The organism is Microbulbifer sp. ABF4_148 (assembly GCF_056158985.1).
The window spans coordinates 2,214,991-2,239,650 of record NZ_JBSWUI010000001.1 but is presented as its reverse complement, the minus strand read 5'-3'; the positions used below and the strand labels follow the sequence as shown (position 1 = coordinate 2,239,650).

Genomic DNA, 24,660 nt, shown 5'->3' with positions numbered 1-24,660 from the left:
CAATCAGCGACCGCCAACCGGATAGTTGGGCGCCTCTTTGGTAATGGTCACGTCATGCACGTGGGACTCGCCCATACCAGCAGTGGTGACGCGTACAAACTCGGGACGGGTACGCATGGTGTCGACGTCGACACTGCCGGTGTAACCCATCGCAGAGCGCAGGCCGCCCATCATCTGGTGCACAATCGCGGCCAGCGGGCCCTTGTAAGGTACGCGTCCTTCAATGCCTTCCGGCACCAGTTTTTCAGCGCCTTTGCTGGCGTCCTGGAAGTAGCGGTCAGAAGAACCCTGGGTGCGGGACATAGCGCCGAGGGACCCCATACCACGATAGGACTTGTAGGTACGGCCCTGGTACAGCTCAACTTCACCAGGTGCCTCTTCGGTACCGGCAAACATCGAGCCCATCATGACAGAGCTCGCGCCCGCCACAATCGCCTTGGCGATATCGCCGGAGAAGCGCACACCGCCGTCTGCAATCAGGGGCACGTCGGTATTCTTCAGCGCGCGGGCCACTTCAGAAATGGCACTGATCTGCGGTACGCCAACGCCACTGACGATACGGGTGGTACAGATGGAACCGGGGCCAATACCGACCTTCACCGCATCGGCACCGGCCTCAACCAGCGCAGTTGCCGCTTCAGCAGTGGCGATGTTGCCACCGACCACATCCACTTCAGGATGCATTTCTTTGATACGACGGACGCGGTCCAGCACATTGCGAGAATGGCCGTGGGCCGTATCCACGACCAGCACGTCGACACCGGCTTCGACCAGTGCCGCCACGCGGTCATCGGTGTCCGGGCTGGTGCCAACAGAAGCACCCACTCGCAGACGACCATCGGCATCCTTACAGGAATTCGGGTACTGCTCTGCCTTATTAAAATCTTTGACAGTAATCAGGCCGCGCAGCTCCAACTGGTCATTGACCACCAGAACCTTCTCGATACGGTGCTGATGCAGCAGCTCCTGGACACGCTCCGGGGCAGCACCTTCGGTCACGGTTACCAGGCGTTCCTGCGGCGTCATAATGCTGGCGACTGTAGCATCCAGATCAGTCTGGAAGCGCACGTCGCGGCTGGTGACGATACCGACAAGGTTGCCCTTGTCCATCACCGGGACGCCGGAGATATTGTGGTGGGTGGTCAGGGCGATCAGTTCGCGGACCGAGGCGCTGGACTCGATAGTAATCGGATCCTTTACCACGCCAGCTTCGAACTTCTTCACAGCGCGCACAGCCAGCGCCTGTTCTTCGATCGACATGCTTTTATGGATAATGCCGATGCCGCCTTCCTGCGCCAGCGAAATTGCCAGACGCGATTCCGTCACGGTATCCATTGCGGCGGACACCAGAGGAATATTCAGGGAAATGTTGCGGGTCAGCTGAGTTTTCAGCGAAACGTCTTTGGCGGTCACCTCGGAATAGCCGGGCACCAGCAGGACGTCATCAAATGTGAGAGCTTCGCGCGCGATGCGCAGACCAGTATCAGACATGGACACTCAAACCTCGATAGGGCGGGATTGGGTATCGGCGCGATTATAGCGGCAGTTTCGCTGTGGTCAAAAGACAATTTGCATTTTGTGCCCAAATGCTATTTCTTTGGCAACCCGACCGGACCCCGGCAATACCCGGGAGTCACGGAAATCCTCAGATAAAGAGAAGGCAATGCCCCGCTATACCCCTCCGCCTCCCCCCAATCCTGCCGCTGGCGCTTCCGGCAATGTCCGTCAGGAACGCAGTGTACTCAGCGTCAGCGACCTGAACCGGGAGGTGAAGCAGCTACTGGAAGGCAGCGTACCGCTACTCTGGGTCAGCGGGGAGATCTCCAATTTCGCCGCGCCCAGCTCCGGCCACTGGTATTTCACTCTGAAGGACGCCCGTGCACAGGTGCGCTGTGCCATGTTCCGTGGGCGCAACCGGTCGGTCTCCTTCCCGCCCACCAACGGTCGCGAGGTGCTGATTCGCGCCCGGGTCAGTCTGTATGAAGGTCGCGGTGAATTTCAGCTGATTGCCGAGCACATGGAAGAAGCCGGATTCGGTCTGTTGATGCGCCAGCTGGAGCAACTGAAAGCCAAACTGAAGGCCGAGGGCCTGTTTGCGCTGGAGCGCAAGCGTCCCCTGCCCGCACTGCCCGCGAATATCGGCATTATCACCTCGCCCACGGGCGCCGCAGTACGCGACATGATCCAGGTACTGGGGCGACGCTATCCCGCTGCAAATATCGAACTTTGGCCGGTGCCGGTGCAGGGCGAAGGTGCCGCGCAACAGATCGCCGATGCGATTCGCAAGGCGGGACGCCTGGGCCGACACGATCTGCTTATTGTGGGGCGTGGAGGAGGCTCCCTGGAAGACTTGTGGGCATTTAATGAAGAGGTCGTTGCGCGTGCACTGGCGGACTGCCCTACCCCCACCATTTCCGCCGTTGGCCATGAAACCGACAACACCATTGCGGACCTGGTCGCTGACGTCCGCGCTCCGACGCCCTCGGCCGCAGCGGAAATTGCCAGCGCTAACGCCGCGACCTTGCTGGAAACCACGACCACCCTCAGCCGCCGACTGGAACGCGCCATGCAACAACAGCTGCGCCATCTCGGCCAGCGCGTGCAGATTACCGGCAATCGTTTGCGCCACCCGCGTGAACAGCTGCATAACCGCGCCCAGCAACTGGACCATCTGGAATTGCGCCTGAAGGCAGCGATGGAGAACCAGGTAGAGCGTCGTCGCCAGTCACTGTCATCCAGCCTGCGCAGCTTCGCGCGGGTTCATCCGGAACAGCAGCTCGCGATCAAGCGCCAGCAGCTCGCCACCGCGATGCAGGACCTGCAGCGCAGCTGGAAAGACTTGCTGGCGCGCCGGCAGGATCGCCTGCAGCACGCCGCCGCCATGCTGAACAATGTCAGTCCCCTGGCAGTCCTGCAGCGCGGCTATGCCATCAGCCGCAATGCCGACGGCCAGGTCATCAAGAGTGCCCGACAAGTCACCGCGGGCGAGCAGGTTTCCGTCACGCTCGCGAGTGGGGGATTCGAAGCCACCGTCAGTCAGGTGCACGCAGAGTCAGATTGACCACTGACCCACACCTGACGGTGCACCGGCGCCCGTTCGCGACCCTCTTTTCGGCACCTTAAACTTGGTAGCCTACCCACTGGGAGGCTGCCGCTGGTGCCTGTTTTTCCCAACTTGCTGCAACATCTGACTCTTCCGCGATCATCACAGCTTGCCTGTCTCGCCGTGACCACGCTGACTTTGCTCTTTGCCGGGTGCGAAAAAACGGAACAGGAGCCCGTGAGCCCGGATGCTGCGCCTGAGCTTGAGAGCCTGGAAATCATCGCCACTACCAGCTCATATACGGAAACGGGCGATCTCGAAGCCATACGCAAGCGCGGCTACATTCGCTTTGCCAATGTGACGGGGGGATATCCAGAGATGCTCCCCCGCGACAGCATCATCAACCAGCGCAACCGGTTCCTCGCAAACGAATTTGCCAAGCGCCTGGGGCTGAAACCCAAATGGATTATTGCGCCTAATTCTGAATTCGCAGTCGACATGGTAAAGCGTGGCGAGGCCGATATTGTTGCGGACTACATTACCCTGAGCCTCACGCAGGATGATGCTGTCGTTTTAAGCACACCGCTAAAACAAACCCATCGTGTATTAATTACCACGACTAATGGTCCCGATGTCTCTGACATCAGCAAGCTCAAAGGCGCAACCATCTTCCTCTGGGAAGGTTCAGCCCATGTTCAAACCGGAGAACAATTGCTGAAGGACTATCCGGAAGCCTTTGCAGAGGTAAAAGTCGTCCCGATTCCCGGCGAAAAAACCGACCACTTTCTCGATCAGATGGCACGGTTACCGAACGCCGTGACCATCGGCAATCTCGCGCTGGCAAATGAAATTGCCAGTTACCGTATCGACCTGAAAATTGGTCAAAAGATAGGAGATGAAATCAATATCGCGTGGGCAGCACGTGAGGCGTCGCCAGTCCTGCTGAACCGCCTCAATACTTTTCTGACGCGCCAACTGATCCAGGAAGTCGGCGACCGTGCTACCAACTGGCGTGCGATCAAGAAGTCCGGGGTAATTCGTTTCGCCACCTATAACAAGCCGACCAGTTATTTTATCTGGCGAGGCACGTTGATGGGCTTCGATTACGAACTCGCCAAGATGTTTGCCGATGAGCACAACCTGCAGCTACATGTCATGGTGGTACCCACCCACGAGCCGCTCACCAAGTGGGTTACCGAAGGGCTCGCTGACTTTGCCGGCGCATCGACAACCATTACCGAGGAGCGCAAGGCCCAGGGCGTCGCCTTCACAAATACACACTTTGAGTCAGGTACACGCGTGATCAGTAATGAAAACGATAAACCGATCGAGACGCTGGCAGACCTCAACGGCCGCACCCTGACGGTCAGGGCCCACTCCATTTACATCGACATCGCCAAGCGACTGCAGGAGCAAGGCATTGACGTCAAGGTAGAGGAGGCTCCGGATGACGTCTCGCAGGCACAGATCATTAATGGTGTGGCAGAGGGAAAGTACGATGCGACCCTCGAGGACACCCACCGGGTTGAGATCCGCGCGGCCTTTAACCCCAATCTCCGTGTGGGCGTCCAGGTGGAAGAACCATTGCCCCAGGGCTGGATGGTCTTACAGGGCAACCGCAGTCTACTGAGGAAACTCAATGCCTTTGTCCAAAAGTACAAAAACGACCCCGAAGCCGATGCAATCTTCAAACGCTACTTCCGTCCCAATGCCGCTTTCCTGAAAAAAGCGACCGCGAAAATCAAGCCGGGCGAGCCGCTCTCTCCCTTCGACGACCTGGTCAAAAGTGCGGCCAAGAAACACGACTTTGACTGGCGCATGATCGTTGCACAGATGTGGGCCGAGAGTAGTTTCAACCCCAAAGCGGTATCGTCCACCGGTGCCCAGGGGCTGATGCAGGTCATGCCCGGTACCGCGCGCGACATGGGGTTTCCACCACCGGTATTCGACCCGGAGAGAGGCATCGACGCGGGCGTGAAGTATCTCAATTGGGTACGGGATCGCTTTGAAGAAACGCTGCCCGCGACCGAGCGGCTCTGGTTTACGCTGGCGTCTTATAACGCAGGCTTTGGCCACGTGCGTGATGCGCGCCGATTGGCGGAGAAGCTCGGTCTCGATCCCGATAAGTGGTTCGACAATGTGGAAGTGGCCATCCGCAAGTTGTCAGAACCACGCTATTTCGAAAAGGCGCGTTATGGTTTTGTCCATGGCGATGAACCGGTGGCGTATGTGCGTAAAATCAGCCACCTTTACCAATCGTACACGCAGATCACCAGCGGGGATGTGAGTTGGCGTCCGCCGATGAAGACGCCGCACCAGTGGTTTATTGCCCTCTTCAAACAGTCAGCACAATTTTGCCGATATGGCTGCTCGACTCCATCAGGCGATGCGCATCGGCTACCTGGTCCAGCGGGAATGTGGCCGCAACCTGCGGGCGAAAGCGCCCCTCGCGGATTAATGGCCACACCACCTGCTCCAGCTTTGCAGCAATCGCCGCCTTGACCTCCGGTGGTTGCGGACGCAGGGTGGAGCCGCTCAGGGAAAGCCGCTTGAGCATAACCGGCAGCATGTTCACCTGCACTTTTGCCCCCTGAAGATAGGCGATATTGACGATGCGACCATCGGCAGCAGCCAGCTTGATGTTGCGGTCAATATAGTCACCGCCCACCATGTCCAGAATCACATCTGCCCCGTATCCGTCCGTGTGCTGGCGAACTACTTCCACATAATCATCGGAGCGATAATTGACGGCGAACTCGGCACCGAGTTTTTCACAGGCGCGGCACTTCTCATCCGATCCGGCAGTGGCAAACACACGGGACCCGAGTGCACTCGCCAGCTGAATGGCGGTAGTGCCGATGCCAGATGAACCGCCGTGCACCAGTAATATTTCACCGGGCTTCAACGCCGCGCGATCAAAGACATTACTCCATACGGTAAACAGGGTTTCGGGCAGGGCCGCCGCCTCGATCATACTCAGCGCCTCGGGCGCCGGCAGGCACTGGCCTTCAGGCACTACCACCTGCTCCGCATAGCCGCCACCATTAGTCAGCGCACAAACCCGATCTCCCACCTGCCAGCGTTCGACACCGCTGCCAGTACCGATGACGGTCCCGGCAACTTCGAGCCCCAACACAGAAGACGCTCCAGGAGGCGCGGGATAAAAACCCTGACGCTGCACGACATCGGGCCGGTTAACTCCGGCGGCTTCCACCTGAATCAACACCTCTCCGTCGCCCGGCTCCGGTGCTGCACCCTCGGCCATCACCATGACATCCACGTCGCCAAACTCTGGCAAGTCGATATACCGCATTCTTCCCCACTCCGTTGCATCGAGTTCATCAATTCAAGCCCAAATACTTCAGGCATAAAAAAAGCCCGGCCAGGCCGGGCTTTATTCTAGGGCAATTTCACCATGCGAACATTAGAGGTCGTAGGTGAATTCCACCCCCATCACACGGCCCTTGTTGAGCGGAGTAAAGCTTGCGCCCATACCGCCCAGAGTCGCCGGCAACTGGGTATTGTTACCCTCGGTCACTTCGTCCAGCATGTTCTTGCCGAACAGTGACAGGCGGTAGCTACCTTCTGCCGGGGTAAAGCCAAGGCTGAAATCGAGCATATCGACTTCGGACAGCATGCCGAGGTTATTATCGGTATAAGGCGCCGCATCACGATGGTTGAAGTTGATGCGTGAAGTGAGCGAACCCAGTGAGCCCAGTTCCAGATCATGGATCAGGCCTACACCGTAGGTCCAGGGCGCCAGACGCGGGATATCCAGGCCAAGATCGATCGCGTTGACGACGCCGTCCCCACTGATATCACCGTTGACACTGTCGTAGTCGCCGTCGACGTAACCGACATTCATGGTGAACAGCAGGTTATCGGTCATGGCAGCCAGCGTTTCCAGCTCGGCGCCGCGAATCGTCGCGTCAGCGGTATTGCGGATAATCTGCACTACGCCCACAGCCGGGTTGGACAGGTTTTCCTCACGCTGCATATCGTCGATGGTGTTGTGGAACAGCGCCAGGTTGGTACGCACCCGGCCATCCATCCATTCGCTCTTCGCACCGATTTCGAAGCTGGTCTGCTCTTCCTGGTCGGTCGGCCCCGGCAGCTCTCCCGGACCGGTATTGCGCATGTTGTAACCACCACTGCGGAAGCCCTTGGTCCAGAAGGTATACAGCTGGGCATCATCGGACAGATTCCACTGCAGACCGACTTTCGGAGTAAACGCGTTCCAGGTTTCGCTGTCTTCAAAATCGTAGGCGACACAGCCGCCGTCGAGGGTACACAGGTTCACCGGGATAGTGGCGATACGCGCGTCTTTCTCTTCGGTGGAGTAGCGGCCACCCAGGGTAAATACCCACTCATCGGACAGATCGATATCCGCCTGCACAAACACACCGCGGGCCTCGTGGTCCTGCAGGCCACCGCCGGTCCAGTCGAGTCCGCCCGGGGCAGACAGAGGCAGCAGGCGATTCTCATAGTATTCGAGATCCTGGCTGAACCAGTACAAACCGGTGGTCAGCGCAGTGGCGCCAAAGCGGCCGGCGTAGCGCAGTTCATTACTCAGCTGGCTCTGGGAAACCTTGGTGTTGGCATGGAAGCCGAAAATCGGCAGGCTATCGATATCGCCGAGGCCGACGGCATCGTACTCGCGCCAGGCGAGAATATTGGTAATGGTGCCATCACCGAACGCCACGTCGTGGTTGTATTCGGTAATGACCTGGCTCCACTCGTCTTCCTGGAAGCCTTCCTCGTCAATCGCGACCTCAAAAGAGTCGTCGCTGTTATCCCAACCGGTAATACCGAACAGGCCTGCTATCTGCTGGGCGCCCGGGGCAATCAGGGTGCCGTCAGGAGCGAAGATCGGTTGACCGCGGTTCTGACCAACAACACCGTCGGAATCCATACGGCCATGTTCAGCGCGAATCAGCAGCTCGGAGGCTTCAGTCAGTGCAATGCTGACACTCGGGCGGATGAACCAGCTCTGGGAAGCACCGAGGTTGTCGTTGCCGGTGGCCACGTTCTCGAACCAGCCCTGGTCGTCGTTATAGTAAGCCGTCAGGCGACCATTCACTCGATCGGAGATAGCGCCGTTGAGGCTCATGGCCGCAACGGTATCGAGGTTATCGGTGGTGGAGAGCTTGAATTTGGAGCTGAACTCTTCGGTTGGGCGCGCGGTTTTAATCACCACCGCACCGCCGGTTACATTGCGGCCGAACAGCAGGCCCTGCGGACCACGCAGCACCTCGATACCTTCGAGGTCGAACATGTCGGTGACGACACCGGCGTTGATGCCCATATACATGCCGTCAACGAAGACACCAACGGTCGGGTCAATCGAGGGTATAGAGCTGTTTACACCCAATCCGCGCACGGTAAAGTTAGCGGTATTTTTCACCGTACCCACATCGTCAAGCTGCACATTCGGCATCTTGAATGAAAGGCTCTGGAGATCCCGCGTCTGCAGGGCTTCCAGCTGGTCACCGGAATACGCAGTAGCCGCGACAGGCACTTCCTGTAGCATTTCCGCGTCCGCGCGCTTACGGGCGGTTACCTCGACCTCATCCATGATGGTGCTGATCGCACCCTCATTTGCCTGGGCGACGCCAATACCACTGGCTACCCATAAAGCGGCAACCGAGCAGGCCGACAGCAGTACGGACGGTTTCCAGGTGGGGTTTTGACTTTCCATCTTCATCTCTCCATCGCTTTCGTTGTTTTTATCGTGATTCAGCAACGGGATTACGCGGTCGGTAATGCAGCCCCCCGGTTATTTTTTTGTGGGGGTATCCGACCTGTGACCGCGCCGAATATCATCGCCAGCAGGCGACATCGAAAGAGTAACCGTCTCTCGCCATGGGGGAAAGGGAATTCACGCCTTATCGGCGGCAATTACACCAACTCAAAGCGTGACTAGATAGTCCGTACCAGTCAAAACGGAATTTCTCAGGGAGAAACACTCGCGCGCACCAAAATGATTCAGCAAATCTTGCACGCGCTTCCGCCTTTCCACGTTCACCACCCCAATAACAACAAGGTTACGGGCGGGCCCGTCCTTCCCGGAGCAGCTGCCAGTTAGCTGGCATCAGGTTTACGTCTTTCGATCACTCGGATATTCACTACGCGACAGGCAGAGTTTTGGATTCCGCTTTCCAGGCGAAACGAATCACAACGACCGCCGATGCGTTTTTGCCGGCGAGCGGATGTCATTCTGGGAGAGGGTCCGGCAGGGACTGTGTCGCAGTCGGATTATCGACACGATCAATCGTGCGGCACAAACACAGAGATTTTGCCGGGAGAGGGAGAAACAGATCCAACCTGCCTCTCCCGGTCTTGTTGCAGCTCGTTAGGGCAGCAGGTTACGGCGCCAGCCTTTCGATGGCCCAGCTTCCGGCGTCATCGCGACGATACATAAAGCGATCGTGCAGGCGGCTGGCCCGCCCCTGCCAGAACTCGATTGCGTCGGGCACTACCAGATAACCACCCCAATTATCGGGAAGCGGCACCGTCTCCGGATAGCGCGTATCCGCCTCTTCAAAGGCATCTTCCAGGGCGTCCCGTGAAGAGATCACTTCACTCTGATGCGATGCCCAGGCCGCCAGCTGGCTGCCGCGCGGACGGGAATGGAAGTAGGCCTCCGAGGGTGCCCGCTTCAGCAGTTCGGCCTTACCATACACGATGACCTGTCGCTCTACCGCCTGCCAGGGAAACAGCAGGTTAACCTTCGGGTTTGCCGAAATATCCTGGCCCTTGCGGCTTTCATAGTTGGTAAAGAAGACGAATCCCTTTTCGTCAAACCCCTTCAGCAAAACGATACGCTGGGAGGGCTGGCCACTGGCATCCGCCGTGGCCAGGCTCATGCAGCTCGGATCGGACAGGCTCGAATCGGCAGCCTCTCTCAGCCAACGGCCAAACTGCCGGAACGGATCCTCATCAAGATCCTCGCGGTCGAGTCCGCCCTTTAAATATTCCCGACGCCACTGATCAATTTCCATCTACTTCTTCCTTCTCGGGATGAATACCTGAATGCTTTGAGGCAAGTTTACCCCCTCGCCGCCTTTTGCCCAGTGATTCAGCTCAAGAGGCAGAAACTTTTGCGCGTAGATGCGCACCGCCCTGGTATGCGCAGACGAGACAATCACGATCCGTGCGTGGACACCCCCACACCAATACGATGGCCTGTCCGTCCCGCCTGCACCCACATTGATGCCAATGACAGTGCCATTACACGCGATTACACCCCGGTCGTTTGCCCAAGAGATGGGACTATACTTGGCCGGTTGTATCGTCGATTTACCCGACTCCAGACACCCCACCGGATTCGTTCAGAGTAAGGACTGGTGCGCAAACTGGATGACACCGGGAATTCGCAGCCATTTAGGGGCGACAGAGAGTCCGATCCCCAACAATGAATTCCTACGAATAACAATTCTCAGAACATCACGGGGATCTCATGAGCAATGTTTACCCACCCGGTCCGTCCGCGGTACCCGAAAACCTGACCAAACCCTCTGGCACCTATCGCCGCAATGCCTGGATTGCGGTAGCGGGACTGGTCGCGTTTATCGCCGTTTACCTCGCTCTGGCAGCGTGGTTTAGTGTTACCGCCTACCGACTGATCTCAAGCGCCTTCGCACCGGGCGGAGATTGGTTTTGGGGGCTCGGCACCGGACTGCCCGCGGCATTGCTTGCCGCCTTTATGCTCAAGGCGCTCTTTTTTGTTAAGCGTGCAGAAGAGAGTCGCGATATCGAGGTTTCCCCCGAAAAGGAACCGCGTCTGTTCGCCTTTTTGCACCAGCTCGCTGATGAGGCCGGTGCCCCGCGCCCTCATCGCGTATTCCTGTCTCCGAGGGTGAATGCCGCGGTCTTCTACGACCTCACCCTGTTCAACCTGTTCTTTCCCTCCCGCAAAAACCTCGAGATAGGGCTTGGGCTGATCAATACCCTGAACCTGTCCGAATTCAAAGCGGTGCTGGCACATGAATTCGGTCATTTCGCGCAAAAATCCATGGCGGTGGGGAGCTGGGTTTACATCGCCCAGCAGATTGCCGCACACCTAATTCATCAGCGCGACATGATTGACAGTTTTTTGCACGGGCTGTCGCGCTTCGATTTGCGTATCGCCTGGATCGGCTGGCTACTGCGTCTGGTTATCTGGAGTATTCGCTCGTTACTCGACACCGTTTTTATTCTGGTTGTGGCGGCCCAGAGGGCCCTTTCCAGAGAAATGGAGCTGCAGGCAGACCTGGTGGCCGTCTCCCTTACAGGATCCGATTCGTTGATTCACGCCCTGCATAAACTGCATGCAGCCGATGAGGCCTGGGACCGCAGCATCGGCTTTGCCCAGGGCCAGGCGCAAAATGGGCATGGCGTTGCCGATCTATTCGCGGTGCAGAGTCACATTATCGAACGACTTGGCGTGGTACTCGATGACCCCACCTACGGCAAGATACCGCCACTGCCGGAATCCGGCCTCGCTGACCATCGCGTGTTTACCCAATCCATCGCATCGCCGCCAAAGATGTGGTCAACACATCCGGAAAATGCGGTTCGCGAAGAAAATGCCAAACGTCACTACATAGAGAGCGCAATTGATGAGCGCAGCGCTTGGGTCGTCTTTGAGGACGCTTCCGTTGTTCGAGCCAAGATGTCAGAGCATCTGTTCCAGGGTGTAGAAGTCACCGTCCAACCGATTGAACAGTCCCTCGAGTCACTGGATCAACAATTCAACAAAGCCTATCTGCGTCCAAGTTTCCGCGGCGCCTACCTGGGCCGATCTATCGTTCGCAATGCACAAACTCCCCAGGAGTTGTACGACGCCAACGTGGCAGATGCCGATTTGGTGGCCACCCTCAACGCGCTTTATCCCACCACGCTTGGCGATGATCTGGAAACACTCAGGCACCTGTATGAGGAGCTCGCCAATCTGGAGGGCATCCACAACAAGACGCTGACCATCAACGGCGGGATCATTCGACATCGCGGCAAGCAGCTGGAACGCGCCGATTTGCCGCAAGCCATCGAGAGCCTGAAAGCGGAGATCGAGCAGGCAGAATCCCAAGTCCGGCAGCACGACTTCCAGTGCCGCAGCGCGCATCTGTGCGCAGCACGCCAACTCGGGGGTGGCTGGGAGGCAACCCTCAAGGGCACCATTGCCCTGTTGCATTACGTCGACCACTCGGAAGCCGAGCTCCATGACGCCCATGGCTATCTGGGCAATGCAGTGGCCGTAGTCACTGCGGATGGCCACGTCAGTGGATCAGAGTTCAACCGGCTGATGCGGGTATCCAATGAGGTCTACGACTCGCTGGCCAGCGTGTACAGCCAGGCATCGGAAGTGGATTTAGGGCCCGAATTAGCGAACGAACTCGGCATTGCCAACTGGTCGGAAGCACTGGGCGAACTCAAGCTGCCTGCGCCCACCCGAGACAACCTGAACGAATGGATACAGGCCATCGACGGCTGGATAGGCAGCACCATCAATATTCTCTCCAGCGTCAAGATGGCGACGCTCGAGCATTTGCTGGGTCTCGAGGCACGGGTAAGCCAAAATTTCCAAAACGGCGCGCAACCCGATGGTGCACCCAGCATGCCGAAAGTGCCCACGGAATTCCGCACGCGGGTTATTGGCACCGAACGCAAATTGCAGACCAAGCTGGATTTCTGGGACCGGTTCCAGACCGCAGATGGATTTGTACCAGCGGCACTGCGCTTCAGTGCAGCGGCAATGATTGTTGGTTCTGTCATCGTTGCCGGCCAGTTTGCCGGTGGCGCGATGATTAATATTTACAATGGTCTGGCGCATCCGGTGCGCGTTGAGATCTCCGGGTCGAGTGCGGTGTTACCCCCCTTCTCAGCCGACACCATCTACCTGTCCAGCCGCAGTGAAATAGAGGTCGCAGCGTTCACTCCGGGGGACCGCCAGATCGAGGCGTTCACCGCCGAGACGGGTCAGATGCACTCTACTTTCGTCTACAACGTTGCGTCGGCGAGCCCACTGGTAAAGTGGCATCAGTCCTACGGCAGCGCGCGCGATCTACCCCATACCGAAATCGGAGCACCACGCTGGACCTCCGTTGATGCGGATGTATTCTTCGCCCCTCCACCGGAATCGATTTCCAGTTCGGGCAATGGCGGTGTCAGGTCAGTGCTCTCCGGCATGGGGGACGAGAACCCGTATCGTCTGCTGCAGCTGGTCGGCAACGAGAAAGAAGTGGAAGCCATGATTCGCAGCCACGTAGTGTGGGACAAAGCGGACTCCGCCTACATCGCTTTCTGGTTGCAGCTGGCACTGGAGCACATGGAGGAAGATTTGCCGGCGCTGCTCGCGGCCCGGCTCGCCAATTATCCCAATGACGTTTTCGGCATGCGCATGCAGCAGGACTCTGTTGAGGGAACCCCTGCCCACAAAACGGTCTGCGCAGATCACAACGCCCTGGCCGACGCCCAACAAGAGAATGTCAATCTGCAGTACCTCTCGGTGCGCTGCCTGACCGATGACACGGCGCAAAACCAACGTTTCCTCGCCGGGCTGGAGCGTTGGCCGGAGCACCCCTGGTTCAATTTCGCAGGCGGCGCGATCTACGCGGAGCAGGGTGACTGGGACCGCGCCGCGGAGGCCTGGCTGACGACCCTCAATCACAGCCGGGCATTCAATGAATGGATTACTGTGGATCTGGCCCGGATTCTGCGATTAATGCCGGACAGCGGCGACGAAATACAGAGCCTGGCATCGCACTCTGATCAACTGGGTTTCCTGCTGTCGGTGGAACAGGAAAGTGCACTGGAGGGCGCCCTGTCCGCCTATGCCAAGTTGTCACGGGGCGAACTCGAGCAGGCGCAACAGCTGGCCTCAAGCCTGGGAGAGGATGCCCATAGACTCACACGGCTCCTCGCTGCCTCGGACGGCGCTGACACGCAAATGGTACAGAGCGCGCTGGCCCTGCCGCCCACACAGGGCCTGGATGATTCAACGGTATGGTTATCCTGGAGCCTGGCGGTGAAGGCGGGACAGGATCCGGCGCCGTTTGAGCAATGGGCCGACACGCAAATAGAGGACAACGACCAGGCGGTGGCATTCCTCAGGCTGCTGCAATCCGGTCAGGACCTGAGCGGTGCCGACCAAACACTCAACGGGCTACCCCCGCGGGTACGCGGGCAGCTCCTGGCCGCAGGGCTGGTGTTGCTCGGCAATGAGGCGCCCGATGATTGGCGTCGCCAGGCCCAGGCTTTGCTGTTCGCCACGGAAAAACCGTTCTTTCTCTGAGTCATCAACTTGTCCTGTTCCAGCAGGCTCTGCATCCCCATCGGGGGGCAGAGCCTGACAGACCTGTCCGGTCCGATTGGTGCCCGGAACTCGCAACACCACCACTCCGGCAACCGCCAGCGATCATCCTGACGCATGCGACACCTTACCCGGAAAATTCGAGTTTCCTGCCTCCTGCCACCACCCCAACCTAAGAATCCAGCGAATTTGCGCCAAAAATCGCAGAGTCTGCAGGCGCTTGCAGCCCCTGTCCGGCCCCGCTAGGCTCCATGCCAAATTCAGATCAATAAGGACCACTGCTGTCATGTCTTCTGCACCCTCCTGCGCCCAGGTATTGATGCATCTGCTCAAGGCGCATCAGGTTGATACCGTTTTCGGAATTCCCGGTGTCCATACCATTGAGCTGTATCGCGGTCTGCCAGGCAGCGGTCTCAAGCACGTTACGCCGCGCCATGAACAGGGTGCCGCCTTTATGGCCGACGGTTACGCGCGGGCCAGTGGCAAGCCCGGGGTTTGCTTTCTGATCACGGGTCCGGGGGTGACCAACGCGGCGACCGCAATGGCGCAGGCCTATTCGGACTCTGTACCGATGCTGGTCATTTCAGCCGTCAATCGTCGCGAAGATCTGGGAATGGGCCGTGGTCGCCTGCACGAACTGCCGCGACAAAGCGATGCCAGCCGGGGCATCTGCCTGTGGCAGCACTCCGTGACGACGGCAGAGCAATTACCCGAGGTCATCGAACGGGCGTTTCAGTTACTCCAGGGCAGCCGCCCCGGCCCGGTGCACATTGAGATCCCCATCGACCTGTTTCCCGCCGAGATGCCGGGCAGCCTGGCCGACTATCGCGCCGCGCCGGCTCCGGCTTTGCCAGCTGCCAGCCTGCAGGCGGCAGACGCTGCCGCCGAGTGGCTGGCGAGCGCCAAACAGCCGGTGATTCTCCTGGGCGGTGGTGCAGCAGCGTGCAGCGAAAGTGCGACTGCACTCGCAGAGAAACTCGCGGCACCCGTGTTCCTGTCGCTGGCGGCCAAGGGCATTGTTGATGAGCGTCACCCCCTTTGCGGCGGTGCCAACCTGAGCTTTGACTGCGTACGGGACTACCTCGAGTCCGCCGATGTGGTGCTGGCCGTCGGTACCGAACTGGCGGAAACGGATCGCAACCTGGTCCGTGAGAACTATGCGTTCTCGGGCAAGCTGATTCGCATTGATATCGATCCCGCACAACTGGTGTGTAATGCCCAGCCGGATCTCGCTATCTGCGCAGACGCAGATGCCAGCATCCGGCAGATTCTGGCAGCGCTGGACGTCGACAAGCGTGGGGAGATTGAAGCTGCTGCGGAATCGCTTTCCAATCTGGTTGCGCGCTGCCGTGAAGAATGGTGGCCGGGATCAGAAGAACGCTTCCCCTGGGTTGAGGCACTGCGCGCAGCGCTGCCGGACGACGGCTTACTGGTCACCGACTCCACCCAGCTGGCGTACAACACCAATCACGCCCTGCCCCTCTATCAGGCCCGCAGCCACATTACCTGCACGACCGGTTACGGCACGCTCGGCTTTGCCCTGCCCGCAGCCGTGGGTGCGCGGCTGGCCAGCGGCAAGCCAACACTCTGCCTTATCGGCGATGGCGGATTGATGTTTACCATTGGTGAACTGGCCTCGGCAGTTGAACAGCGCCTGCCATTGCCCATTCTGGTTTGGAACAATATCGGCTACGGGGAAATTCGGGACTTTATGGACGCGGCGCAAGTTCCTCAGGAAGGTGTTAACCTGCACGCGCCGGATTTCGTTGCGCTCGGCAAGGCCTTCGGGGCCAATGCCTGTCGCATCGACCGCCCCGAGCAATTACAGGACGCCGTGGCCGAGGCACTGTCTGCCGACCGGCCTACCCTCATCGAGATCAGCGTCCCCGAATAACGGCAAGATCATGACAGCATTAACAAGGAGTCAACGCATGACCGCCTTCAGTAACCTGAAACTGGACAAGCTTTACATCGATGGTCGCTGGTGCGATTCAAGCGGTACCGACAGGCATCCGGTCATCAACCCGGCCACGGAGGAAACCGTCTGCGAGGTTGTTCAGGGAACCAGTGAAGACGTCGATGCTGCAGTCGCTGCCGCGCAATCGGCCTTCCGGACCTTCCGCTACAGCACGGCAGCAGAACGGGCGGCGCTGCTCAATGCCATCGCCGATGGTATGGAAGCCCGCCGCGAAGAGCTGATTCAGGCAGTCTCCACACCGCTGGGCTGCCCCGCCCACGTCACCGGCTGGCTGCACGTGGACGGCCCCATTTACGCCGTGCGCTACTACGCGGAACGCGCCGCAGAAATGGAAAAGACCGAAAATGCGGGCAACTCGGTGATTTATCGCGAGCCCGTCGGTGTGTGCGGGTTCATCACCCCGTGGAACTACCCTCTGCATCAGTTTGTTGGCAAGGTGGCACCGGCGATCGCCGCAGGCTGCACCATGATCACCAAGCCATCCGAAATCACCCCGCTGCAAGACTACGTGATGGCGGAGATTATCGATGCGGCAGGCTTGCCCGCTGGTGTATTTAACCTGGTGCCAGGCGCCGGTCCTATCGTGGGTGCCTCCCTGTCCTCTCATCCGGGCATCGACATGGTGTCCTTCACCGGATCAACACGTGCCGGTATCGAGGTCGCCCGCGCGGCGGCGCCGACCGTCAAGCGGGTAACACAGGAGCTGGGCGGCAAGTCCCCGTTCATCATTACACCGGACGCCGACCTCGAGGCAGCAGTCCGCTACGGCTGTGAAGATGTGTTTATCAATACCGGACAAACCTGCACTGCCCTGACGCGCATGCTGGTGCCCGCCGACCGCTACGAAGAAGCGGTCGAAATCGCCAGGAAAGTGGCCGAGGAAGTGTCAGTGGGCATGGATGGGGAAGCCTTTATGGGGCCACTGTCCTCCGCCCGGCAGCGCGACATCGTGCTCGGATATATCGACAAAGGTATTGCAGAAGGCGCGCGGCTGGTCACCGGAGGCACAGAGCTCCCCGCCGGCCAGGACAAGGGCTTCTATGTCCGCCCCACTGTCTTCGCCGATGTCGATAACTCCATGGCCATCGCCCGGGAGGAGATTTTCGGCCCGGTCACCTGCATGATCCCCTACCAGGATCTCGACGAGGCCATCGCCATCGCCAATGACACCGAGTACGGCCTGTCCAGCGGTGTTTGGGCCAAAGACGCCGACAGCGCCCTGCCCGTCGTACGTCGGATTGAGGCCGGACTGTGCTTCGTCAACGGGGGTGACTTCAACTACGATGCGCCATTCGGCGGCTACAAGCGCTCCGGCAACGGACGTGAATTCGGCGCCGCCGGCCTGGACGAGTTTATTGAACTGAAATCGGTGCAGTTGCCGAAATAATCTGCCGTAGCGCCAGCCCAGTGGCTGGCGCTATTGACTGGCCGTTCCTCCAAAGCTATCTTTGCCCGCACATCAAGAGAGTGGCTGACGCCAACGCCAACCTGCCGACCGGGGCAAGGTGGTTTTCTCACCGCGAAAGCGGGAGAGATGGGGCTCTAACCGAGCAATCCAACCGGATTCGCGAATCACTTCGCTGCCTACCCGTCAGCCCTCCAAGCACTATTTGGAGGGACCATGTCCGAACAAGCACTTTCCTGCTCAGAAGTTATCGAGATCGAGATCGCCAACCAGCGTAGCCGTACTGCCGTCCGTGCACGTCGTCGCGCAGATAAGCAACTCCTGTGGCAACTACTGTTCGAAACGGCGGAAGAAGCGTTAAACTTCGCCACCAATTGCCGCGCCAGCGAACAACCCGTTACGGCCCACAAGGCTTGCGAACTCGCCGGTTGAACAGCGGCATGCGCTACGCTTAGTGCATCCGGCACCCAACCGTGCCGATAGTAAAATAAGCGCAGCGCGCCATTGAACCGGGCGCCAAAAGCGCGATTTCGAGGAGCCAAGACAATCCATGTCCAAGTCATCCCCTTTTTATCAGCGACTGAAAGAAGAGCTACAGCAGATCGACGCTGACGGCCTGTATAAGCGTGAGCGCATCATCACCTCGCAGCAGGCGGCGGAAATCCAGGTCAACAACGACACCCAGGTACTGAACTTCTGTGCCAACAACTATCTGGGCCTCGCCAACCACCCTGACCTGATTGCAGCGGCGAAAGAGGGGCTGGACCAGTACGGCTTTGGCATGGCGTCGGTGCGCTTTATCTGCGGCACCCAGGACATTCACAAGGCACTGGAATCCCGCCTGTCAGAGTTCCTGCGCACCGAGGACACCATCCTCTACACCTCCTGCTTCGATGCCAATGGTGGCCTGTTCGAGACCCTGCTGGGCCCAGAAGATGCCATCATCTCCGATGCGCTCAACCACGCCTCCATTATTGATGGAGTGCGCCTGTGCAAGGCCAAGCGCTATCGCTACGCGAACAATGATATGCAGGAGCTCGAAGCTCGCCTGCGCGAAGCCACCGAGGCCGGCGCGCGCACCAAGCTCATCGCCACCGATGGTGTCTTCTCCATGGATGGGGTCATCGCCGACCTGAAAACCCTCTGCGACCTGGCCGACCGCTACGATGCCCTGGTAATGGTCGACGACTCGCATGCGGTCGGCTTCCTCGGAGAACACGGCCGCGGTACTCATGAATTCTGCGACGTGATTGACCGCGTCGATATTATTACCGGCACGCTGGGCAAGGCCCTGGGCGGCGCGTCCGGCGGCTTCACTTCCGGCCGCAAAGAAATCATCGACATGCTGCGCCAGCGCTCGCGCCCGTACCTCTTCTCCAACTCCGTGGCGCCGGCCATCGTGACCGCATCCCTGCGCGTACTCGACATGCTGATGGAAGGTGCCGAGTTGCGTGAAAAGCTGCGGGAGAACTCCGCCTATTTCCGTGAGCGTATGACCGCTGCCGGCTTTACCCTTGCCGGCGCAGACCATCCGATCATTCCCGTCATGATCGGTGACGCCGCCCTCGCCCAGCAAATGGCAGACAAGATGCTGGAGCGCGGCATTTATGTGGTCGGTTTCTTCTATCCGGTTGTGCCCAACGGCCAGGCCCGCATCCGCACACAGATGTCCGCCGCCCACACGCGCGAGCAGCTGGACCGCTGTATCGATGCCTTCGTCGAAGTGGGCCGCGAACTCAATATTATTTAACCGCGTTTTGCGGAACTGGACCCCGGCGAGCGCCGGGGTGTCGGATGACCCTGTGCGCGATATGCCGGTTGCAACCGGCATCCAGAAGCAACCTTCAAACGGTTTTGCTCCGCGCCCGATTCAGGAATACACATGAAAGCGCTTTCCAAACTCAAGGCCGAACCCGGCATCTGGATGACGAACGTCGATATCCCCGAGCCCGGCCACAACGACCTGCTGATCAAGATTCGCAAAACTGCGATCTGCGGCACCGATATGCATATCTACCACTGGGATGAGTGGTCCCAGAAAACCATCCCGGTACCCATGGTCGTCGGGCACGAGTACGTTGGCGAAGTGGTTGGCATGGGCCAGGAAGTGGCCGGTTTCAATGTTGGCGATCGGGTATCCGGTGAGGGCCATATTACCTGTGGTCACTGCCGCAACTGTCGCGCTGGCCGCCGGCATTTATGCCGCAATACCTATGGCGTTGGCGTCGATCGCCAGGGCGCGTTTGCGGAGTACCTGGTGATTCCGGCCCTGAATGCCTTCAAGATTCCCGACAACATTTCCGATGATCTCGCGGCCATCTTCGATCCCTTTGGTAACGCGGTACATACTGCTCTGTCTTTCGACCTCGTTGGGGAAGATGTACTGATCACCGGTGCAGGGCCCATCGGTATCATGGCTGCCGCCGTTGCCCGTCACGTTGGCGCCCGCCACGTGGTGATTACCGATATCAATGATTACCGCCTGCAACTCGCTGAGAAAATGGGTGCAACCCGCGCGGTGAATGTGAGCCGCGAAAAATTATCTGATGTAATGACAGAAATCGGCATGACCGAAGGTTTCGATGTCGGCCTGGAAATGTCCGGTGTGGCGGTCGCCTTCCGCGATATGCTCGACGCCATGAACCATGGCGGCAAGATCGCGATGCTCGGCATCCCCCCTGGTGAGATGGCCATTGACTGGAGCCAGCTTATTTTCAAAGGCCTGGTCCTGAAGGGCATTTATGGGCGCGAGATGTTTGAGACCTGGTACAAGATGGCAAGCCTGATCCAGTCCGGGCTGGACCTGTCGCCGATCATTACCCACAACTTCCCGATCGACGACTTCCAGACAGGCTTTAACACCATGGCATCCGGGGAATCCGGCAAGGTCATTCTCGACTGGCGCTGATCCCGGGACCGTTTTATGGGAGAGGATTCCTCTCCCATCTTGCCCAACTTGTCTTGGCAACCTTCCCCTCTTTCATCTACCCCAATTTCACCTACCCCAATTTCACCTGCCCATCATTCTTACCCAGAGTCGCCCTTCAGCAAACGGCTACCCATCAGCATGATCGGTGCGTACGTCATTGCCTGCGTATTGTTGAACTAGCGATGGGTCGATTGACGGTAGGTTGTCGGTGAGAGCCCCGTCACTTTCTTGAAGGTCCGCGAGAAGTACAACGGATCTTCAAAGCCCAACCGAAAGGAAATTTCCCCAATACTCAGCTCCGAGCTATCCAGCAGGACACAGGCGTGCTCCACCTTCAGATGGGTAAAATGCTGCAACGGTGCGTAGCCCGTCAGTTCTTTATATTTTCGCGCAAAATGGTATTTGGACAGATTACACACGGCCGCCAGTGCTTCCAGGCTGAGTGGCTGGTCGATATTGTCGAGCATATAGGTATGCACGACCTCGTAATCAAAGTTTTTCTGGATGCGTTCGCGCCGCTTCCGCAATCGTGCCAGCAGCGTAAGCATCTGGCGCAGCTGGTTGGCCGCATGCACAAACGCGGTTTTGCCATAGCCGGTCCGCGCAATACTGAGCAGCGATTTAAAGCTGGACTGAAAAGCCGGATCGGCAATACCCTTTAACACCGGGGTTGCCCTGTCCAGGCCGATATGCTGGAAGAAGACATCCGCCAGCGCGCCGCGAAAATGACACCAGTAGATGGTCCAGGGGTCATCCCCATCGGCGCGGTATTCGTGGGCCAGCCCTGGCGGCAATATCAGCACATCGCCCTTGCCAATCGCGCCGTCAAAGGTGCCCGCCCGCAGTCGCCCGGCGCCACTCTCGCAAAACAGCAACAGGTAATCATCGTGACTACCGCGACGCATGGCATGCCCCTTCGCCGACGGATAGTAGCCGAGTGCGGTGGGATAGCACTCACGGGTCAGCAGGTTCTCGCTCAGGTGATCGAGAATAAAGCGCGGGGCGAGGTAGCGCAGTCCGCTAGCGGGCAAGGGCCAGGAAGATGGTTCGCTCATAGCCAACCATTCTAAACCCGGCCGCCCGGAATCAGCAATATCGTCCATGCATGCCGCAATTTCGTCAATGTTAGCGAGGGCTATTCACAGTAAAGTTTGCCTGTTAAGCGCAATCGCCCTTCCTGAGGCCACACGCTCGATCGCAGATGGTACCGCCTGGAGCGCTAGACTGACGGATAGGAACGCATACCACCGACGCAACCAGGGCAACAATGATGACCAGACAAGTACCGATGCTGATCAATGGCGAGTTCATTGAGAGCCAATCCTCAGACAAGCAAGATGTGATAAACCCGGCCACGCAGGCGGTACTGGCCCAGGTCCCCTTTTCCACCCCGGAAGAGATTGATCAGGCAGTCGCCGGCGCCAAAGCCGCGTTCCAGGAGTGGCGGAATACGCCCGTTCCCAAGCGCGCGCGTCTCATGCTCGAGTACCAGCACCTGCTCAAGACACACCAGCGGGAGATTGCGGAAATCCTCGCGGAGGACAATGGCAAAAACCTCGAAGATGCCATGGGCGATGTCTGGCGTGGTATCGAGGTGGTCGAGCATGCCTGCAACATCCCCACACTGCTCATGGGTGAAACCGTCGAGAATGTCGCCTCCGGTGTCGATACTTATAGCCTGGTGCAGCCGCTTGGCGTCACCCTGGGGATCACCCCATTTAATTTCCCGGCAATGATTCCCCTGTGGATGTTCCCGATGGCAGTAGCCTGCGGCAACGCGATGATCCTGAAACCTTCGGAACAGGTCCCCCTGGCCACCGTGCGCCTGCTCGAACTGTTCCAGCAGGCCGGCGCGCCCGCGGGACTCGTGCAGATGATTCACGGCGGCAAGGATCAGGTCGACCAGCTAATCAATCATCCGGACATTGTGGCGACCTCTTTTGTGGGCTCTGTGCCGGTGGCCGAGCATGTGTATCGCTCCACCACCAATCTGCTGAAACGCTCGCAATGCTTCGCCGGTGCGAAAAACCATATGGTGGTCATGCCCGATGCCGACAAGGAAACGGTAATGAATACCCTGGTGGGTTCAACTGTTGGCGCCGCCGGCCAGCGCTGTATGGCCATCAGCGTGATTGTTTTTGTGGGCGATACGATCGAGTGGGCCGGGGAATTGGCGGACCGTCTCAAGCGTATTCGTCCCGGCATCTGGAATGATCCCGAAGCCGCCTTTGGCCCACTGGTCAGCAAGGCCGCGGCCCAGCGTGTGAAAGGCCTCATTCAATCCGGAATCGATCAGGGCGCCACCTGCGTGATCGACGGCCGGGATATCGAGGTAGAGGGCTATCCCGACGGCAACTGGGTGGGCCCCACCCTGTTTACCGATGTGACCACGGACATGGATATTTATCGGGAAGAGATTTTTGGCCCGGTGGTTTCCTGCATGAACGCCGACAACCTGGATGAAGCGCTGCAGATTGTCAATAACAGTCCCTACGGCAACGGCACGTCAATCTTTACCACCTCCGGCGTCAATGCACGGCGCTACCAGCACGAAGTGGAAGTCGGCCAGGTTGGCGTGAATATCCCGATTCCGGTGCCGCTGCCGTTCTTCTCCTTCACCGGCTGGAAGAAGTCGTTTATGGGCGACCTGCATGCCTACGGCAAGCAGGCAGTGCGGTTCTACACCGAAACCAAAACCGTAACAGCCGCCTGGAAAGAGACGCGCGTCTCGGCACCGAATATGAGTATCGCGCTCAAGTAAATTGCTCTTTCACTGGGCATTGCGCGCGGGAGCTACCCCGCGCGCTTTCTTCAGGGCTGCAGGAACCGGACACCCATGCACTACGAACTCAATGAAGACCAGATTGCGTTTCAGGAAACCGCGCGTAAATTTGCGGAAACTTCTATGGCGCCGCTGGCTGCCAGGTGGGATGCCGAACATATTTTCCCGACTGAGCTGTTCATCGAAGCGGGTGCGCTGGGATTTATGTCCCTGTACGTACCCGAAGAAGATGGCGGGATTGGGCTGGGCCGACTGGACAGCACGCTGGTCATCGAGGAGCTGGCCACTGGCTGCACGTCTACTGCGGCGTATATCAGTATCCATAATATGGCCCTGAACATGCTCGCCCGTTATGGCAGTTCGGCGCTCAAAGCACACTGGTGTGAAGCCCTCGCATCCGGCCAGCGACTGGCGAGCTACTGCCTGACAGAGCCAGGCTCCGGCTCTGATGCGGCTTCCCTCTCGACCCGGGCCGATCGGGATGGCGATCACTATGTCATCAATGGTAGCAAGTGCTTTATTTCCGGCGCCGGCGAAACAGACCTGTTGATCACCATGGTACGTACCGGAGAACCCGGGCCACGGGGCATCACCTGCGTCGCCATCCCCGCTGATACGCCGGGCATCCACTATGGTAAAGCGGAAGAAAAGATGGGCTGGAACAGCCAGCCCACACGCACCCTCACCTTCGAAAAGGTACGGGTTCCGATTGAAAACCGGCTTGCCGAAGAGGGACAGGGCTTCAAACTGGCGATGGAGGCGCTCGATGGCGGCCGAATCAATATTGCAGCCTGCTCAGTGGGCGCTGCACGTGCCTGCCTGGATCTGTCCACCACTTATGTGCAGGAACGCAAACAGTTCGACCAACCGATTGCGGAATTTCAGAATACCCAGTTCAAGCTCGCCGATATGGCCACCCAACTGGTCGCGTCCCGTCAAATGATCCGGCTGGCCGCAGCCAAGCTCGACCAGGGCTCGCCCGATCGCGCAAGCTTCTGCGCGATGGCCAAACGATTTGCCACCGATGCCTGCTTCACCATTTGTGACGACGCAATTCAACTCCACGGTGGTTACGGATATATCCGCGAATACCCGATCGAACGCTATTTTCGCGATACCCGCGTACACAGGATTCTGGAAGGCACCAATGAAATCATGCGCCTGGTAATCGCGCGCCAACTCTTGTCTGACCGGCGCGCTGCACTGATTGAGTAGCCTCCCGGCGACCTAACA

General features: G+C 58.7%; 14 protein-coding genes, 1 pseudogene and 1 riboswitch. Of the genes and pseudogenes, 10 read left to right on the top strand and 5 right to left on the bottom strand.

The genetic code is table 11. The features are described 5' to 3' along the window. Window positions 1–3: 3 nt before the first annotated feature. On the bottom strand, window positions 4–1,491 hold the full coding sequence (guaB, locus tag ACXAD0_RS09680; RefSeq protein WP_475088189.1) for an IMP dehydrogenase: 1,488 nt from the start codon (window positions 1,489–1,491) through the stop codon (window positions 4–6). A 172-nt stretch (window positions 1,492–1,663) separates the two neighbouring features. On the opposite strand from guaB, the gene xseA reads away from it, so the two are divergent. Next, window positions 1,664–3,061 (top strand): exodeoxyribonuclease VII large subunit, encoded by a 1,398-nt coding sequence (gene xseA, locus ACXAD0_RS09675; protein WP_475088188.1) that lies wholly within the window; start codon window positions 1,664–1,666, stop codon window positions 3,059–3,061. Between the two features lie 360 nt (window positions 3,062–3,421). After that, window positions 3,422–5,137, top strand: a pseudogene (locus tag ACXAD0_RS09670) (transporter substrate-binding domain-containing protein); the annotation flags it as partial. A 241-nt stretch (window positions 5,138–5,378) separates the two neighbouring features. Here the strand turns inward: ACXAD0_RS09670 and ACXAD0_RS09665 are convergent. The 3 genes from ACXAD0_RS09665 to pdxH form a co-directional block, all read right to left on the bottom strand. After that, window positions 5,379–6,356, bottom strand: a complete 978-nt coding sequence (locus ACXAD0_RS09665; RefSeq protein ID WP_475088187.1) for an NAD(P)H-quinone oxidoreductase — start codon at window positions 6,354–6,356, stop codon at window positions 5,379–5,381. A 111-nt stretch (window positions 6,357–6,467) separates the two neighbouring features. After that, window positions 6,468–8,741, bottom strand: coding sequence for a TonB-dependent receptor (locus ACXAD0_RS09660; protein ID WP_475088186.1), 2,274 nt, complete (start codon window positions 8,739–8,741; stop codon window positions 6,468–6,470). A 667-nt stretch (window positions 8,742–9,408) separates the two neighbouring features. Next, window positions 9,409–10,044, bottom strand: coding sequence for a pyridoxamine 5'-phosphate oxidase (gene pdxH / locus ACXAD0_RS09655; protein ID WP_475088185.1), 636 nt, complete (start codon window positions 10,042–10,044; stop codon window positions 9,409–9,411). Window positions 10,045–10,502: 458 nt separating this feature from the next. Here pdxH and ACXAD0_RS09650 point away from each other — a divergent pair, with 458 nt between their 5' ends. The 6 genes from ACXAD0_RS09650 to tdh all read left to right on the top strand — a co-directional run bounded on the left by ACXAD0_RS09650 (window position 10,503) and on the right by tdh (window position 20,624). Then, a complete protein-coding gene (locus ACXAD0_RS09650) occupies window positions 10,503–14,315 on the top strand; it encodes a M48 family metallopeptidase (protein ID WP_475088184.1) in 3,813 nt (1,270 codons plus the stop codon). Window positions 14,316–14,619: 304 nt separating this feature from the next. Continuing rightward, window positions 14,620–16,227, top strand: a complete 1,608-nt coding sequence (locus ACXAD0_RS09645) for a 5-guanidino-2-oxopentanoate decarboxylase (protein WP_475088183.1) — start codon at window positions 14,620–14,622, stop codon at window positions 16,225–16,227. 37 nt (window positions 16,228–16,264) lie between these two features. After that, window positions 16,265–17,698, top strand: coding sequence for an aldehyde dehydrogenase family protein (locus ACXAD0_RS09640; RefSeq protein ID WP_475088182.1), 1,434 nt, complete (start codon window positions 16,265–16,267; stop codon window positions 17,696–17,698). Window positions 17,699–17,762: 64 nt separating this feature from the next. Next, window positions 17,763–17,879: riboswitch (SAM-I-IV-variant riboswitch) on the top strand. A 53-nt stretch (window positions 17,880–17,932) separates the two neighbouring features. After that, window positions 17,933–18,148 (top strand): hypothetical protein, encoded by a 216-nt coding sequence (locus tag ACXAD0_RS09635; protein ID WP_475088181.1) that lies wholly within the window; start codon window positions 17,933–17,935, stop codon window positions 18,146–18,148. A gap of 118 nt (window positions 18,149–18,266) precedes the next feature. Then, window positions 18,267–19,466: a glycine C-acetyltransferase gene (gene kbl / locus ACXAD0_RS09630; RefSeq protein WP_475088180.1), complete on the top strand. Its 1,200-nt coding sequence runs from the start codon at window positions 18,267–18,269 to the stop codon at window positions 19,464–19,466. A gap of 132 nt (window positions 19,467–19,598) precedes the next feature. After that, window positions 19,599–20,624: an L-threonine 3-dehydrogenase gene (gene tdh, locus ACXAD0_RS09625; protein WP_475088179.1), complete on the top strand. Its 1,026-nt coding sequence runs from the start codon at window positions 19,599–19,601 to the stop codon at window positions 20,622–20,624. Between the two features lie 197 nt (window positions 20,625–20,821). Here tdh and ACXAD0_RS09620 read toward each other — a convergent pair whose 3' ends face one another. After that, window positions 20,822–21,700 carry an AraC family transcriptional regulator gene (locus tag ACXAD0_RS09620; protein WP_475088178.1) on the bottom strand — a complete coding sequence of 293 codons (879 nt, stop codon included), beginning with the start codon at window positions 21,698–21,700 and terminating at the stop codon, window positions 20,822–20,824. Between the two features lie 215 nt (window positions 21,701–21,915). Between ACXAD0_RS09620 and ACXAD0_RS09615 the strand changes: the two genes are divergently transcribed. Both ACXAD0_RS09615 and ACXAD0_RS09610 read left to right on the top strand, forming a co-directional pair. Further along, the gene (locus ACXAD0_RS09615; protein ID WP_475088177.1) at window positions 21,916–23,406 is read left to right on the top strand and encodes a CoA-acylating methylmalonate-semialdehyde dehydrogenase; all 1,491 of its coding nucleotides are present in this window, start codon (window positions 21,916–21,918) and stop codon (window positions 23,404–23,406) included. A 75-nt stretch (window positions 23,407–23,481) separates the two neighbouring features. Next, window positions 23,482–24,642 carry an acyl-CoA dehydrogenase family protein gene (locus tag ACXAD0_RS09610; RefSeq protein ID WP_475088175.1) on the top strand — a complete coding sequence of 387 codons (1,161 nt, stop codon included), beginning with the start codon at window positions 23,482–23,484 and terminating at the stop codon, window positions 24,640–24,642. Window positions 24,643–24,660: the final 18 nt, after the last annotated feature.